The organism is Pseudomonas sp. RA_15y_Pfl1_P11 (assembly GCF_963970975.1).
Lineage (GTDB): Bacteria > Pseudomonadota > Gammaproteobacteria > Pseudomonadales > Pseudomonadaceae > Aquipseudomonas > Aquipseudomonas tritici.
This window is the reverse complement of record NZ_CAXAOY010000021.1, coordinates 75,669-91,410: the sequence shown is the minus strand read 5'-3', so window position 1 is coordinate 91,410 and position 15,742 is coordinate 75,669. Positions and strand designations below refer to the sequence as shown.

At 60.5% G+C, this 15,742-nt stretch carries 14 protein-coding genes; 7 read left to right on the top strand and 7 right to left on the bottom strand.

Annotation, left to right across the window (positions count from 1 at the left end):
- Positions 1 to 16: 16 nt before the first annotated feature.
- The 3 genes from AACY44_RS23330 to AACY44_RS23320 are packed head-to-tail and all read left to right on the top strand — an operon-like array spanning position 17 to position 4,814.
- Positions 17 to 982, top strand: a complete 966-nt coding sequence (locus tag AACY44_RS23330; RefSeq protein ID WP_339415167.1) for an HlyD family secretion protein — start codon at positions 17 to 19, stop codon at positions 980 to 982.
- A complete protein-coding gene (rbbA, locus tag AACY44_RS23325; protein ID WP_339531153.1) occupies positions 979 to 3,696 on the top strand; it encodes a ribosome-associated ATPase/putative transporter RbbA in 2,718 nt (905 codons plus the stop codon). Before AACY44_RS23330 ends, rbbA begins: the two co-directional genes overlap by 4 nt.
- Complete coding sequence (locus tag AACY44_RS23320; RefSeq protein WP_339531151.1) at positions 3,696 to 4,814, top strand: ABC transporter permease; 1,119 nt, start codon at positions 3,696 to 3,698, stop codon at positions 4,812 to 4,814. The genes rbbA and AACY44_RS23320 overlap by 1 nt, the downstream gene beginning before the upstream one ends.
- Positions 4,815 to 4,871: 57 nt before the next feature.
- Here the strand turns inward: AACY44_RS23320 and AACY44_RS23315 are convergent, their stop codons facing one another.
- The gene (locus tag AACY44_RS23315) at positions 4,872 to 5,279 is read right to left on the bottom strand and encodes a flagellar basal body-associated protein FliL (RefSeq protein WP_049711009.1); all 408 of its coding nucleotides are present in this window, start codon (positions 5,277 to 5,279) and stop codon (positions 4,872 to 4,874) included.
- Positions 5,280 to 5,429: 150 nt separating this feature from the next.
- On the opposite strand from AACY44_RS23315, the gene AACY44_RS23310 reads away from it, so the two are divergent.
- Positions 5,430 to 6,407 carry an NADPH:quinone oxidoreductase family protein gene (locus tag AACY44_RS23310; protein WP_339531149.1) on the top strand — a complete coding sequence of 326 codons (978 nt, stop codon included), beginning with the start codon at positions 5,430 to 5,432 and terminating at the stop codon, positions 6,405 to 6,407.
- A gap of 227 nt (positions 6,408 to 6,634) precedes the next feature.
- Positions 6,635 to 7,972 carry a glycerol-3-phosphate transporter gene (glpT, locus tag AACY44_RS23305; RefSeq protein ID WP_339415163.1) on the top strand — a complete coding sequence of 446 codons (1,338 nt, stop codon included), beginning with the start codon at positions 6,635 to 6,637 and terminating at the stop codon, positions 7,970 to 7,972.
- On the opposite strand, the gene AACY44_RS23300 is transcribed toward glpT, so the two are convergent.
- On the bottom strand, positions 7,969 to 8,622 hold the full coding sequence (locus tag AACY44_RS23300; RefSeq protein ID WP_049711006.1) for a gamma-glutamylcyclotransferase: 654 nt from the start codon (positions 8,620 to 8,622) through the stop codon (positions 7,969 to 7,971). The two genes, glpT and AACY44_RS23300, sit on opposite strands and share 4 nt — an antisense overlap.
- A gap of 295 nt (positions 8,623 to 8,917) precedes the next feature.
- Between AACY44_RS23300 and AACY44_RS23295 the strand changes: the two genes are divergently transcribed.
- Positions 8,918 to 9,400 (top strand): sn-glycerol-3-phosphate transporter, encoded by a 483-nt coding sequence (locus AACY44_RS23295; protein ID WP_339415162.1) that lies wholly within the window; start codon positions 8,918 to 8,920, stop codon positions 9,398 to 9,400.
- Positions 9,401 to 9,465: 65 nt separating this feature from the next.
- On the opposite strand, the gene AACY44_RS23290 is transcribed toward AACY44_RS23295, so the two are convergent.
- The 5 genes from AACY44_RS23290 to AACY44_RS23270 form a co-directional block, all read right to left on the bottom strand.
- Positions 9,466 to 10,434 (bottom strand): CDP-6-deoxy-delta-3,4-glucoseen reductase, encoded by a 969-nt coding sequence (locus AACY44_RS23290; protein WP_339415161.1) that lies wholly within the window; start codon positions 10,432 to 10,434, stop codon positions 9,466 to 9,468.
- Positions 10,434 to 11,900 carry a 4-hydroxy-3-polyprenylbenzoate decarboxylase gene (gene ubiD / locus AACY44_RS23285; RefSeq protein ID WP_049711003.1) on the bottom strand — a complete coding sequence of 489 codons (1,467 nt, stop codon included), beginning with the start codon at positions 11,898 to 11,900 and terminating at the stop codon, positions 10,434 to 10,436. The genes AACY44_RS23290 and ubiD overlap by 1 nt, the downstream gene beginning before the upstream one ends.
- A gap of 156 nt (positions 11,901 to 12,056) precedes the next feature.
- Positions 12,057 to 13,316: a transcription termination factor Rho gene (rho, locus tag AACY44_RS23280; protein WP_048729328.1), complete on the bottom strand. Its 1,260-nt coding sequence runs from the start codon at positions 13,314 to 13,316 to the stop codon at positions 12,057 to 12,059.
- Between the two features lie 234 nt (positions 13,317 to 13,550).
- The gene (gene trxA, locus AACY44_RS23275; RefSeq protein ID WP_339531147.1) at positions 13,551 to 13,880 is read right to left on the bottom strand and encodes a thioredoxin TrxA; all 330 of its coding nucleotides are present in this window, start codon (positions 13,878 to 13,880) and stop codon (positions 13,551 to 13,553) included.
- A 121-nt stretch (positions 13,881 to 14,001) separates the two neighbouring features.
- Positions 14,002 to 14,697: a FadR/GntR family transcriptional regulator gene (locus AACY44_RS23270; RefSeq protein ID WP_339427620.1), complete on the bottom strand. Its 696-nt coding sequence runs from the start codon at positions 14,695 to 14,697 to the stop codon at positions 14,002 to 14,004.
- Positions 14,698 to 14,952: 255 nt separating this feature from the next.
- Between AACY44_RS23270 and AACY44_RS23265 the strand changes: the two genes are divergently transcribed.
- On the top strand, positions 14,953 to 15,738 hold the full coding sequence (locus tag AACY44_RS23265) for a transporter substrate-binding domain-containing protein (RefSeq protein ID WP_339415159.1): 786 nt from the start codon (positions 14,953 to 14,955) through the stop codon (positions 15,736 to 15,738).
- Positions 15,739 to 15,742 lie beyond the last annotated feature (4 nt).

Sequence of the window (15,742 nt, the reverse complement as noted above, 5' to 3'; positions counted from 1 at the left end):
GCCGCAGGAAGCAGCCATGTCGACGAACCACCACACCTCCCGCCTTTTCGCCGTCGCACTCATCGCGCTGCTGCTGGGTGCCGGCGGCTTCGGTTACTGGCGCTCCACCCAGGACCGCCTGCCCGAAGGGCTGGGCATGGGTAACGGCCGCCTGGAATCCACCGAAGTGCAGATCGCCACCAAGATCCCCGGGCGTCTGGCCGACGTGCGGGTGGACGAAGGCGACAAGGTACTCAAGGGCCAACTGCTCGCACGCATGGACACCCGCACCCTCGAAGCCCAACGCGCCCAGGCCGAGGCTGAAGTGCTGCGCGCCAAGGAAAACTTCGCCGCTGCCGAAGCCAATGTGCAACTGCGCCAGAGCGAACAACTGCTGGCAAACCAGGAACTCAGGCGTACCCAACAGCTGTACAAACGCGGCTTCGCCAGTAGCCAGTTGATCGACCAGCAGCAAGCGCGGCAGAACACCGGCAATGCAGCAGTCGTTGCCGCACAAGCCCAAGTCGCCTCGGTGAAAGCCGCCATCGTCGCCGCCCAAGCCCAAGTCGCACAGCTCACCAGCGAAATCGACGACAGCAGCCTGCGCGCACCTATCGACGGGATCATCCAACTGCGCCTGGCAGAACCCGGCGAAGTACTGGGTGCGGGCGGGCGTGTGTTGCTGCTGATTGATCCCAATGATCAATACATGAATCTCTACCTGCCTGCCTCCGTCGCCGGGCGCCTCACCGTCGGCAGTGACGCACGCATCCTGCTCGATGCCCTGCCCGACCAACCGCTGCCGGCCACGATCAGTTTTGTCGCCGCCAAATCCCAGTTCACACCCAAGGAAGTGGAAACCCGCGACGAACGCCAGAAACTGGTCTTCCGCGTCAAACTGCGCCTGACTCAACCCAGCGCTGTGCCCCAAGCCAAACCGGGCATGCCCGGCGCGGGTTATGTACGCACAGCTGACATCGACTGGCCGGCCAACCTGCAATGACCGCGCTGGCGCTGCAGGCCAGCGGGATCAACCACCGCTACGGCAAGCAGCAGGCACTGGTCGACATCGCCTTCAGCCTGCCGGCCGGTACGCGCTGCGGGTTGATTGGCCCGGACGGCGCGGGCAAGTCAAGCCTGCTGGGCTTGATCGCCGGGGTTAAGAAACTCCAGGAGGGTCAGCTGGAAGTGCTCGGTGGCGCCATCGAAGACCGCCGCCACCGCAACAGCCTGTACCCACGCATCGCGTTTATGCCCCAGGGTTTGGGCGGCAATTTGTATCCCGAATTGTCCATCAGTGAAAACATCCGTTTCTTTGCCACGCTGTTTGGCCTGTCCAGAGCCGACTGCGACCAGCGCATGCACAACCTGCTGCTGGCCACCGACCTTGCGCGCTTCGCCGAGCGTCCGGCCGGCAAGCTGTCTGGCGGCATGAAGCAGAAACTCGGCCTGTGCTGCGCGCTGATCCACGACCCGGACCTGTTGATCCTTGACGAGCCCACTACTGGCGTCGACCCACTGTCACGCCGGCGCTTCTGGGAACTGGTCGAAAGCGTACGCAGCGAGCGCCCACAACTGACGCTGCTGGTAGCCACGGCCTACATGGAAGAAGCCGAGCAGTTCGAACATTGCTTGATGCTTGATCGCGGCAAACTGATCGCGGTCGGCTTGAGCAGTGAACTGGCCGCCGCAACATCCAGCGGCAAATTGGACGAGGCTTTCACCCACTTCCAGGGCGACAGCGCCCACGACAATAAGCCGCTGGTGATTCCGCCGAGGGAAAGCGACAACACCGATATCGCCATCGAAGCCCACGATCTGACACTGCGTTTTGGTGATTTCACGGCGGTGAACACCGTCAGCTTCGCCATCGGCCGAGGCGAAATATTCGGCTTTCTCGGCTCCAACGGCTGCGGCAAGACCACCACCATGAAAGTCCTCACCGGGCTGATGCCCGCCACTGAGGGGAGCGCGACACTGCTGGGCAATCCTGTCAACGCCAAGGACCTGGCCACTCGCAAACGCGTGGGGTTCATGTCACAAAGCTTCTCGCTGTACGGCGAACTCAGCGTGCGCCAGAACCTGATGCTGCATGCGCAATTGTTCGACTTGCCAAAGGCGGACAGTGGCCCGCGTATTGATGAGTTGATCCAGCGCTTCGACCTCGGCGATGTGGCCGAGCAACCATCCGGCGAACTGCCCCTCGGCTTGCGCCAGCGGTTGTCATTGGCCGTGGCCGTGCTGCATCGGCCTGAAGTGCTGATCCTTGATGAGCCCACTTCGGGTGTCGACCCGGCCGCGCGCGACGACTTCTGGCGGTTGCTGATCGAGCTGTCCCGCGAACAAGGCGTGACCATCTTCCTGTCCACCCACTTTATGAACGAAGCCCAGCGTTGCGACCGCATCTCCTTGATGCACGCGGGCAAGGTACTGGCCTGCGATACGCCGGATGCGCTGCAACAACAATTCCACGGCGAGACGCTGGAAGCGGCGTTCGTCACCTGCCTGGAACAAGCCCAAGGCGAGCCGGAACCCACTGCGCCCGCCGCAACCGTCAGCGAAACCAGTGCGCCACCCGTGAGCAAGCGCGGCTTCAGTCTGTCTCGCCTGCTTGCCGTAGCCAGCCGCGAAGGCAAGGAACTGTTGCGCGACAAAGTGCGCATGGCCTTCGCGCTGCTGGGGGCAATGTTCATGATGGTGATCTTCGGCTACGGCATCTCCCTGGATGTGGAAAACCTCGCCTTCGCGGTCTACGACCAGGACCAGACGCCACAAAGCCGCGCCTACCTGGAGGCTTTTCGCAGCTCGCGCTACTTCGCCGAGCAACCGCTGATCAGCGACTCGAATGAATTGCACCGACGCCTGCAACGCTCGGAAATAAAACTGGCGCTGGAGATACCGCCCGGTTTTGGCCGTGATCTCTACGCCGGTCGCCAGCCCACCGTGGCTGCCTGGCTTGATGGCGGCATGCCGTTTCGCGCGGAAACCAGCCGCAACTACGTTGAAGCCGTGCACCAGGAGAACCTCCGGCAACTGGCCGAGCTGAGCAGCCTGCCTCGTAACAACTCAGCCGCCGTCAAGCTGGAAACCCGCTTCCGCTATAACCAGGACGTGGTCAGTGTGAATGCCATCGGCCCCGGGGTGATGGCGCTGATCCTGGCGTTTATCCCGGCGATGCTGACGGCACTCGGCATCGTGCGCGAGAAGGAGCTGGGCTCGATCACCAACTTCTACGCCACGCCGCTGACCCGCCTGGAATTCCTGCTCGGCAAACAGGCGCCCTACCTGGCGGTGAGCCTGGTCAACCTGGCGATATTGGTGGCGATGAACCGCTGGCTGTTCGGCGTGCCGTTCAAAGGCAGCGCCCTCACACTGGCGTTCGGCGGCCTGCTGTATGTGCTGGCCACCACCAGCATGGGCCTGCTGATTTCGGCGTTCACCCGCACGCAGATCGCCGCCATCCTCGGCACCATGATCATCACCAGCCTGCCGACCATCCAGTTCTCCGGGCTGATCGTGCCGCGCTCGTCCCTGGAAGGCGCGGCTGCGTTGATGGGCACGCTGTTTCCGGCGGGGCATTTTCTGGATATCGCCGTGGGCACTTTCACCAAGGCCCTGGACGTGCGCCAGTTGTGGCCGCAGTGCCTGGCACTGTTCGGGTTCTTTATAGGGTTTACCGGGCTGAGCCTGATCATGCTCAAGAAGCAGGAGGCCTGATGCATAAGTTTGCGCACATCCTGCGCCTGGGTATCAAGGAACTGACCAGCCTGCGCCACGACAGCGTGTTGCTGCTGTTCCTGTTCTACGCCTTCACCGTCGCTATCTATATGCCCGCCGCTGGATCGGTGATCGGCGTGCACAACGCCAGCGTGGCGTTTGTCGATGAAGACCACAGTCCGCTTTCGCGTCAGATGGCCGAGGCGCTGCAACCGCCCGAGTTCCAGGCCCCCATGCCATTGCCCTATGACCAACTGGACAAGGTCATGGACAGCGGCGAGTACACCTTCGTGATCAATGTGCCGGCGAATTTCCAGGCCGACCTGTTGTCCGGTCGCCAGCCCGGCGTACAGGTGAACGTCGATGCCACGGCGCTGAGCCAGGCATTCATGGGCGCGGGCTATATCGGGCGGATTTTCCAGAGGGAACTGCTCAATTACAGCGGCCAGACCGATGCCGCCCGCCACGCGCCCGCCCTGCTGACCACCCGCGCATTGTTCAATACCAACCTGGAAGGTGGCTGGTTCCTGGCGGTGATCCAGATCGTCAACAACATCACCATCCTCGCGATTATCCTGACCGGTACCGCGCTGCTGCGCGAGCGTGAGCACGGCACCCTCGACCATCTATTGGTGCTGCCGCTGACCGCGCTGGAGATCATGCTGGCAAAAATCTGGAGCAACATGCTGGTGGTGGTGTTGTGCACTTGGCTGTCGCTGGAAGTGGTGGTCAAAGGGCTGCTCGGCGTGCCGCTGGCCGGGTCGCTCGGGCTGTTTCTGTTTGTGACGGCGCTGTACCTGTTTGCCAGTACGGCCCTAGGGATTTTCCTGGCGACGCTTGCGCGTTCGACGCCGCAGTTCGGCTTGCTGGCGATTCCAGTGATTATCCCCATGCTGTTGCTCTCAGGCGGCAGCACGCCGTTGGACAGCATGCCCGAGTGGTTGCAGTGGGTGATGCAAGGGTCGCCGTCGACACATTTTGTGAGTTTGAGTGCGGCGATTCTGTTCCGGGATGCGGGGGTGGGCTTGGTGTGGCCGGACTTGCTGGCGTTGGCCGGGATTGGGTTGGTGTTTTTTGCGGTGGCGCTGGCGCGGTTCAGGAAGAGCCTGGCCTCGTGACGAAGCCTACGTAGCCGCTGCCTCGCCAGGGCTCGACAGCGGCTACGGGGGAGGGTGTTACTGGATGATCAGGTTGTTGAACAACAAGTCTTCCACTACCGGCTTGCCGGTCTCGTCGTTCATCACTTGCTGGGTTTGCTTCAGAGCTTCCTGGCGCAGTTTTTCCTTGCCTTCAACGGTGCTCATGCTCTCGTTGGTCTGCTGAGTGAACAGTGCCACCAGTTGGTTACGGATCAACGCGTCATTGGCTTTGACCGCAGCGGCAGCTTCGGTGCCGGTCACGCGCAGGGCGATGTCGGCCTTGAACACCTTGAGTTTCGCCGTGCCATCCAGGCCGTAGTTGCCCACGAACGGCGGGCTCAGGCTGATATAGCTGACCTTCGGCGCCTCGCCTTCTTTGGCCTCTTCGGCCTGGGCTGCCATCGGCAAGGTCAGGGCCAGCATCAACAGGATCCACGCTTTCACAGTTCATTCCTCACATTCGGTTGCCAAGTAGCATAACGCTAGCAAGGCTGAGCACAAGCTTATGGCGACTTATCAGGCCCGGGCATGCTCGTTGACCCACGGGCGTACCCTCCTACACTTATCGGCCACGATGCCAAAAGGAATAGTCCGATGAAAGCTGTGCTGTGCAAAGCCTTCGGCCCCGCCGAAACCCTGGTGCTGGAAGAAATCGCCAGCCCGGCGATCAAGAAGAACGAAATCCTGCTGGACGTGCATGCCGCCGGGGTCAACTTCCCGGATACCTTGATCATTGAGGGCAAGTACCAGTTCAAGCCGCCCTTCCCGTTTTCGCCGGGTGGCGAAGCGTCGGGCGTGGTCAGTGAAGTGGGCGAAAAGGTCGACCACCTGAAAGTCGGTGATCGGGTCATGGCGCTGACCGGCTGGGGCAGCTTTGCCGAACAGGTCGCGGTGCCGGGCTATAACGTACTGCCGATCCCGCCGAGCATGGACTTCAACACCGCCGCGGCTTTCAGCATGACCTACGGCACCTCGATGCACGCGCTGAAACAGCGGGCCAACCTGCAACCTGGCGAAACGCTGTTGGTCCTCGGCGCCTCCGGTGGCGTGGGTCTGGCCGCCGTGGAGATCGGCAAAGCCATGGGCGCACGCGTTATCGCCGCCGCCAGCAGTGCCGACAAACTCGCAGTGGCCAAGGCGGCTGGCGCTGATGAGCTGATCAACTACAGCGAAGCCAGCCTGAAAGACGAGATCAAGCGCCTCACCGACGGCAACGGTGCCGATGTGATCTACGACCCGGTGGGTGGCGATCTGTTTGACCAGGCCATCCGCGCCATCGCCTGGAACGGCCGCCTGCTGGTGGTGGGGTTTGCCAGTGGGCGTATTCCGGAACTGCCGGTGAACCTGGCGCTTCTCAAGGGCGCCGCAGTGGTCGGGGTGTTCTGGGGTTCATTTGCGCAGCGTCAGCCGCAGGATAATGCGGCGAATTTCCAGCAGTTGTTCACATGGTATTCCGAGGATAAGTTGAAGCCGCTGGTGTCGCAGGTGTACCCGCTGGAACAGGCCGCCCAGGCGATCAATGATTTGGGGCAGCGCAAGGCGGTGGGCAAGGTCGTCGTCCAAACTCGCTAAACGATGTGAAATTCGGTCAATGTGGGAGCAAGCCCGCTCCCACATTGGGATCTCCAACGCCTCACGAACTCAATCCCGACCAGCACTTATCTATTCGCGACATGTTCATAAGAGAACATGCAATTGCTCTGATTTCCTGTGTTTGCAGATAAGAGGCGATGCTATTTTCGGTAACGAAACTGTAACATTCGCATCCGCAGTCAAAACAAGAAATTTGGAGCTCTTGAATGTTTGCTTTCTTTCGTCCTGCCGCACATCAGGCGCCCCTGCCTGAAGAAAAAATAGACAGTACCTACCGACGCCTGCGCTGGCAGATCTTCGCGGGTATTTTCTTCGGTTACGCCGGGTACTACCTGCTGCGTAAAAACTTCTCGCTGGCCATGCCCTACTTGATCGACGAGGGTTACACCCGTGGTGAACTGGGCCTGGCGATGTCGGCTATCGCGATTGCCTACGGCCTGTCCAAGTTCCTCATGGGCCTGGTGTCCGACCGCTCCAACCCGCGCTATTTCCTGCCCTTCGGCCTGCTGGTTTCAGCTGGGGTCATGTTCATTTTCGGTTTCGCACCTTGGGCGACGTCCAGCGTGACCATGATGTTCATTTTGCTGTTCATCAACGGCTGGGCTCAAGGCATGGGCTGGCCGCCCAGTGGACGGACCATGGTGCATTGGTGGTCGCAGAAAGAACGCGGCGGCGTGGTGTCGGTATGGAACGTGGCGCACAACGTCGGCGGCGGCCTGATCGGCCCGCTGTTCCTGCTGGGCATGGGCTGGTTCAACGACTGGCACGCAGCGTTTTATGTACCGGCGACCGTGGCATTGGCAGTGGCGGCGTTTGCCTTCATCACCATGCGCGACACCCCGCAATCAGTCGGCCTGCCGTCGATCGAGAAGTACAAGAACGACTACCCGGAAGGCTATGACGCCAGCCACGAAGACGAATTCAGCGCCAAGGAAATCTTCGTCAAGTACGTGCTGCGCAACAAAATGCTCTGGTACATCGCCTTCGCCAACGTGTTCGTCTACCTGCTGCGCTACGGCGTACTGGACTGGGCGCCGACCTACTTGAAAGAAGCCAAGCACTTCACGGTCGACAAATCGTCCTGGGCGTACTTCTTCTATGAGTGGGCAGGTATCCCGGGCACGCTGCTGTGCGGCTGGATGTCGGACAAGATCTTCCGTGGCAACCGTGGCCTCACCGGCATCGTGTTCATGGCCCTGGTGACCGTGGCGACCCTGGTGTACTGGCTCAACCCGCCGGGTAACCCGATGGTCGACATGCTCGCGCTGGTGTCCATCGGTTTCCTGATCTACGGCCCGGTAATGCTGATCGGCCTGCAGGCGCTGGAACTGGCGCCGAAGAAAGCCGCCGGCACAGCGGCGGGCTTCACCGGTTTGTTCGGTTACCTGGGGGGCTCGGTGGCAGCGAGTGCGGCCATGGGCTACACCGTGGACCACTTCGGCTGGGACGGTGGTTTCGTGCTGCTGATCGGCGCGTGCGTGTTGGCAATCGCCTTCCTGATCCCAACGTTGTGGCACACCAACAGCGTCAGCTCGGCGCGTTAACCGCCTGAGCAATCCTTCGCACAACGCTTGAGCCGCGCCTCCAGGTTTTTATCTGGCATGGCGTGGCTACGCAGGGCGTTGACGGTCTGCTCGACATAATCACGCGTAGTGCCGTAACGCCCGCAAGCGCTTTGCAACACGTGGTTCAGCACGATATCCGGCAAGTTGCCGGCGTAGCTGGGCAGGTGCCGCTCCAAGACAAATCCCAATGCCTGCACCGTACTGCCATCTTCCAGACGGCAGCTGAGCCAGTGCGGCCGGTAAGAGGGGTAAGGCATCTCGCGCTGCCACAAGGCGTAGAGCGAGGCCTCCAGTTGATCTTCCGGCAAGCGGTAAGCAAACCCGCTGCAAGAGCCGCCGCGATCCAGACCAAAGACCAAACCTGGTAATTCCGGCGTACCCCGGTGCTCGTGGGACCACAAGTAAAGACCCCGATGATAACCATGGACCCGTGCCCGCATGCGCTCGGTCGACGAGCATTCAGGGCGCCAGATCAGCGAACCATACGCAAATAGCCAGACCGGCCCACCCTTATGCCGGGCCATGGTGGCCTGCATCGAGCTCATCAATTGTTCGTGAGTGAGTTGCGGCCCAAGATCGAGACGCGGAGGGTAAGCCAACTGCAAAAGATCAGTTTCAATGGCGGTCATGGCGAAAAGCGGTACGCCTCCTATGTATTACCAGTTGTAAGCAACTTTACCGTAATAAAACCCGCAGCAATAAGCCGCCCGTCTCAGATATAGCTTAAGGACATTTGCCTGAGACACTAAATACCCTAAGCGAATAAGTACGGATATAAGCGCCACAGCCATTTGTCAGCATTACGCGTGCCAATGCCGTCGCTTTCAGCCCCGGTTCAGCCTGGGAACCCGCCAACCCATCAAAATAGCGCACACATCACGACCCACTTAGCCGCCCACCAAATCGACTCTTGAGGTCGCACCCATGAAGAGATTCCGAATGCCTGGCCTGTTGTTCCTGGCCCAGGCCACCACCGCACTGGCTGGCGAAACACTCGCGAGCGAGGACGACAAAGGCTTCTGGTACGCGCAGACCAGCGTCTACACTCGGCATTTCGCGCCCGATCCGGAGCACAACAACAACCAGGACCTGATCGGCCTGGAGCGCAACGAAGCGTCAGGTTTCGTGTATGGCGGGGCAACGTTTCGCAATTCGTTCAGGCAGCGCTCGTATTACGCGTACGCGGGCAAGCGCTACGACATGGCGAACTATCCGGTGTATTTGAAGCTGACCGGCGGAGCGATCCAGGGTTATCGCGGCAAGTACCGCGACAAGATCCCACTGAATCGTTACGGCGTGGCACCGGTGATCATTCCGTCGGTGGGCGCGCATTACGGGCCGGTGGCGGCAGAGATGGTATTGCTGGGGTTCAATGCGGCGATGGTGACCACAGGCGTGCGCTTCTGACACAGACACGACGCAGTCCGCTCCCACAGTTTGATCGGCGTACACCCATGATGTATGTGATCGCGTCAGGCCCGGGGGGCGTAGGCGAACACATCGGCACGCATCTGGTGCGCATCCATGCCGGCATCTACCAGCGCATCCAGGGTACCGTAGATCATCGCCGGTGAACCGCTGGCGTAGACGTGCACCGACTTGAGGTCGGTGATGTCTTCACACACCGCTTCATGCAACAACCCACAGCGCCCTTCCCAACCACACAAGTCGCTGACAACTTTGTGCAGGAACAGGTTGGGCAGTTGCCGCCACTGGTCCCAGTGCTCAATGTCGTAGAAATCTTCCGGGCGACGTACGCCCCAGTACAGGTGCACCGGGTGCTTGAAGCCGGAGGCGCGGCAATGCTCGATCAGGCTGTGCATCTGCGCCATGCCGGTACCGGCAGCGATCAACACCAGCGGCCCGTCCGGCAGCTCGGCCAAGTGGGTGTCACCAAAGGGCATTTCGATCCGGGCCATCTGGTTACGCTGCAGTTGCTCCAATAGGGTGCGCGCACTGTCCTCGCGGACCAGCACATGCAACTCCAGCTCGCGTCCAGCATGGGGTGCCGACGCCAGGGAGAATGCCGATTTCTCGCCATTGTCGCGCTCGATCATCAAGTATTGCCCGGCGTGGTAACGCACCGCCTTGCCGGCCGGCGCGCGCAGGCGCACGCGCCATACATCGCCACCGACTTCTACGCATTCACTCAATTGGCATGACAACTTGCGCAATGGCAACTCTCCCGGCGCCAGCACGCCATCCCATAACACAATGCAATCTTCCAGCGGCTCAGCGATACACGTGTAGAACTCACCATGGTCGCGCACTTCACCGGCTTGCCGCACTCGGCCTTCCACGAGCAGCGCGGCGCACACATGGCATACGCCGTTGCGACAGGCCTCGGGGCATTCGTAGCCCAAGCGGCGCGCGCCTTCGAGGATTCGCTCGCCAGGGACCAGCTCCAGCACGGCGCCGGAAGGTTGCAGGGTTACACGCATCAATCTATTCCCAATTCTTTCCAGATCGCATCGACACGGGCAGTGACGGCTTCATCCTTGACGATCACCCGACCCCATTCGCGGGTGGTTTCACCCGGCCATTTGTGGGTGGCGTCCAGGCCCATCTTCGAACCCAAGCCCGACACTGGCGAGGCGAAGTCGAGGTAGTCGATCGGCGTGTTGTCGATCATCACCGTATCGCGCTTGGGGTCCATGCGCGTGGTGATGGCCCAGATCACGTCGTTCCAATCTCGGGCATTGATGTCGTCGTCGGTGACAATAACGAACTTGGTGTACATGAACTGTCGCAAAAACGACCACACACCGAGCATTACCCGCTTGGCATGGCCTGGGTACGACTTCTTCATGGTCACGATGGCCATGCGGTACGAGCAGCCTTCCGGCGGCAGGTAGAAGTCGGTGATCTCCGGGAATTGCTTTTGGAGGATCGGCACGAACACTTCGTTCAGCGCCACGCCCAAAATAGCCGGCTCATCCGGCGGCCGGCCGGTGTAGGTGCTGTGGTAGATCGGCTTGATCCGATGGGTGATGCGCTCGACGGTGAACACCGGGAAGCTGTCGACTTCGTTGTAATAGCCGGTGTGGTCACCGTACGGCCCTTCATCGGCCATCTCGCCCGGATGAATCACGCCCTCGAGGATGATTTCGGCCGTGGCCGGCACTTGCAGGTCATTGCCACGGCACTTCACCAGTTCGGTGCGGTTGCCGCGCAGCAGGCCGGCAAACGCGTATTCGGACAGGCTGTCCGGCACCGGGGTCACGGCGCCGAGGATGGTAGCCGGGTCGGCACCCAGGGCCACGGAAACCGGGAACGGCTTGCCAGGGTGCTTTTCACACCACTCACGGAAGTCCAGGGCGCCGCCACGGTGGCTCAACCAACGCATGATCACCTTGTTGCGGCCGATCACTTGCTGGCGGTAGATACCGAGGTTTTGGCGGTCCTTGTTCGGGCCTTTGGTGACGGTCAGGCCCCAGGTGATCAGCGGGCCGACGTCGCCTGGCCAACAGGTCTGCACGGGCAGCATGCCGAGGTCGACGTCATCGCCTTCGATGACCACTTCCTGGCACACCGCGTCCTTGACCACTTTGGGGGCCATGGCAATGATCTTGCGGAAGATTGGCAGCTTCGACCAGGCATCCTTCAGCCCCTTGGGCGGCTCGGGTTCCTTGAGGAAGGCCAGCAGCTTGCCGATCTCGCGCAGTTCGCTGACCGCCTCGGCACCCATGCCAAAAGCCACGCGCTCGGGGGTGCCGAACAGGTTGCCGAGCACCGGGATATCAAAGCCGGTCGGGTTCTCGAACAGCAGTGCCGGGCCCTTGTTGCGAAGGGTACGGTCGCAAATCTCAGTCATTTCCAGCACCGGGGAAATCGGCATTTGGATACGTTTCAACTCTCCGCGCTGCTCAAGTTGCTGCACGAAATCCCGAAGATCCTTGAATTTCATTAACCATGCCACCCGTAAAATAGGCGTACATCCTACCTGCTATGACGGCGACTGGCAGCTTATCGCGGTGCATTTGGGTACAGAGAATGCTTAAAAAACCGACGAAAAGAAATGGCGCCCCTGAGGGCGCCATTTTTTCGGACCTGAAACGTCGTATTACTTACGCTTCATCGACAAAAAGAACTCGTCGTTGGTCTTGGTGGCTTTCAGCTTGTCGATCAGGAACTCGATGGCGGCGACTTCGTCCATCGGGTGCAGCAGCTTGCGCAGGATCCACATGCGCTGCAGTTCGTCGTCGGCAGTCAGCAACTCTTCGCGGCGGGTGCCGGAACGGTTGATGTTGATCGCCGGGAACACGCGTTTTTCCGCGATACGACGGTCCAGGGGCAGTTCCATGTTGCCGGTACCCTTGAACTCTTCGTAGATCACTTCGTCCATCTTCGAACCGGTTTCAACCAGCGCGGTGGCGATAATGGTCAGCGAGCCGCCTTCTTCGATATTGCGCGCAGCGCCGAAGAAACGCTTCGGTTTCTCCAGGGCGTGGGCATCGACACCACCGGTCAATACCTTGCCGGAGCTCGGGATCACGGTGTTGTAGGCACGGGCCAGACGGGTGATGGAGTCGAGCAGGATCACCACGTCCTTCTTGTGTTCGACCAGGCGCTTGGCCTTCTCGATCACCATTTCGGCAACCTGCACGTGGCGGGTTGGCGGCTCATCGAACGTGGAGGCAACCACTTCGCCGCGCACGGTGCGCTGCATTTCGGTCACTTCTTCCGGACGCTCATCGATCAACAGTACGATCAGGTGAACTTCAGGATTGTTACGCGCGATGTTCGCTGCGATGTTCTGCAGCATGATGGTCTTACCGGCTTTCGGCGGCGCGACGATCAGGCCACGCTGGCCTTTGCCGATCGGGGCGCACAGGTCGATCACACGACCGGTCAAGTCTTCGGTGGAACCGTTACCGGCTTCCATCTTCATGCGCACGGTCGGGAACAGCGGGGTCAGGTTCTCGAAGAGAATCTTGTTTTTCGCGTTCTCTGGACGATCGAAGTTGATCGTGTCGACCTTGAGCAGGGCGAAATAGCGCTCGCCTTCCTTAGGAGGGCGGATCTTGCCAACGATGGTGTCACCGGTGCGCAAGTTGAAACGACGGATCTGGCTCGGCGAGACGTAGATATCGTCTGGGCCGGCAAGATAGGAGGCGTCTGCAGAGCGGAGGAAGCCGAAGCCGTCCTGGAGAATCTCCAGCACGCCATCACCGGAGATTTCCTCGCCGCTTTTCGCGTGCTTCTTGAGCAGGGAGAAAATCACGTCCTGCTTGCGCGAACGGGCCATATTTTCTATGCCCATTTCTTCGGCCAGTTGGAGCAGGTCGGTAATCGGCTTTTGCTTGAGTTCAGTCAGATTCATATAGGAATGACGTAATCATTTATGGAGGGGGGAAATTAAGCTTTTGGCTTAATGAGGCCGCGCCGCAGAGAAGGCGACAGGATCGCGTACTAATCGAAAAGGAATGCGTCGGCGACGGCTTGCAGGGGGCAGTGGAGAAACCAGTGCGGGGCCGAATGTACCATCTGAATTTCGGAGCGTCTAGCCCTGTTTCACGAAAAAGCCCCGCGATTTGCGGGGCTTTTTTGAAGACGCTTAGATGTTCGCGTCGAGGAAAGCTTGCAACTGAGACTTCGACAGCGCGCCTACTTTAGTGGCTTCGACGTTGCCGTTCTTGAACAGCATCAGGGTCGGAATACCACGCACGCCGTGCTTGGCCGGGGTTTCCTGGTTGTCGTCAATGTTCAGCTTGGCAATGGTCAGCTTGCCTTCGTAAGTGGTTGCAATGTCGTCCAGGACTGGAGCGATCATTTTGCAAGGGCCGCACCACTCAGCCCAGTAGTCAACCAGCACCGGGCCTTGAGCCTTGAGTACTTCGGCCTCAAAGGTCGCGTCGGTGACGTGCTTGATAGGATCGTTGCTCATGGATGTCTCCGGATTGTAAGCAAAAAAAACGTGGCCCATCATAGCCGCCCTTCCCCCGTTCAGGAAGCCGCCTCTGATTGAGTCTTGCTATGGTGCCGCATGAGTGTGGGTATCGCCCCACTCAGGGTGTTACGGGAGTCACGAAAGCGATGCCCGTGCGCAACGCCGCATTGCGCACGTGTTCCTGCATGGTTTTCTGCGCCGCTGCACTGCCGCGACGGGCCAGGGCGCGCACTATCCGGCGGTGCTCCTGCCAGGTTTCCATGGCCCGCTCCGGCCGGATGAACGGTAGTTTCTGGCTCTCGAGGAACACTTCGGCACTGGCGCTGAGAATACTCACCATCGCTTGATTACCACTGGCCAGCAGGATGCGCTGATGGAATTCGAAGTCCAGTCGGGCAGCCGCTTCGAAGTCGCCGGCCTTGAGCACCTTGCGCATGGCCTCGACGTTGTCTTCCAGGCTATCCAGCTCATCGATGGTCAGCGTCACCGCCGCCAACCCCGCCGCAAAGCCTTCAAGGGCGTAGCGCAACTGGAAGATATCCAGCGGCGTAGCCTGCGCCGCAAACGGCCAGGCAAACCCCGGCGACTCGTCGGCAGCCTGTACGAACACGCCCTTGCCCGGCTGCACACTCACCACGCCCAAGGCGCTCAGGGACGACAACGCCTCGCGCAACGACGCCCGGCTTACGCCCAACTGCAGCGCAAGATCGCGCTGGGACGGCAAAGCATCGCCCGGCCCGAAGCCTTGCTCCTTGATCAGTTTGCGGATGGCCTGCAGGGCCGCTTCCGGTACGGCTTGGGCGATGGAATTCATAAAAAACTCAAGGTTCCAGTCAACTGAGCGGCTAGTTGTAAAGCTATTCGGGTCGGGCGGCAAGCCACGCCCCAAAGGGGCTCGCCGGGTTTTACCGGCGCTCGAAAAGGGTGCGAAACGTCCGCTCACTGTTCAGACCAGTAAGACCACGGAAGCTCAACAAATCCCGGCCTCGCAGACAGTTCCAGCGGTAATGGCATGGGCTGTGCACTGAACAAATCCAGAAAATTCCTTCGCCCTTCTCGGAGAGTTGCCATGACCAAGCGCTACAGCGCCCTGCTTACTGCACTGTTTGCCAGCCTGATGCTGAGCCAGGCACCTGCCCATGCCAACGGTCTGGACGACATCGTTGCCCGTGGCACCCTCAAGGTCGCCGTGCCCCAGGACTTCCCGCCGTTCGGCTCGGTCGGCCCCGACATGAAGCCACGCGGCCTGGACATCGACACTGCCAAGCTGCTGGCCGACCAACTCAAGGTCAAGCTGGAACTGACCCCGGTCAACAGCACCAACCGTATCCCGTTCCTCACCACCGGCAAGGTCGACCTGGTGATTTCCAGCCTGGGCAAAAACGCCGAGCGCGAAAAGGTCATCGACTTCTCCAAGGCCTACGCACCGTTCTACCTGGCGGTGTTCGGCCCGCCTGATGCCGCCATCAGTACCCTGGACGATCTCAAGGGCAAGACCATCAGCGTGACCCGTGGCGCTATCGAAGACATCGAGCTGACTGCCGTCGCGCCCAAAGAGGCGACCATCAAGCGCTTCGAAGACAACAACTCGACCATCGCCGCCTACCTGGCCGGCCAGGTCGACCTGATCGCCAGCGGCAACGTGGTGATGGTGGCGATCAGCGAACGCAACCCGAAACGCGTGCCTGCACTGAAAGTGAAGCTCAAGGACTCGCCAGTGTACGTGGGCGTGAACAAGAACGAGCCGGCGCTGCTGGAGAAGGTCAATCAGATCCTGGTCGCTGCCAAAGCCGATGGCAGCCTGGAAAAGAACGCGATGCAGTGGCTCAAAGAACCATTGCCTGCCGATCTCTAAAAGC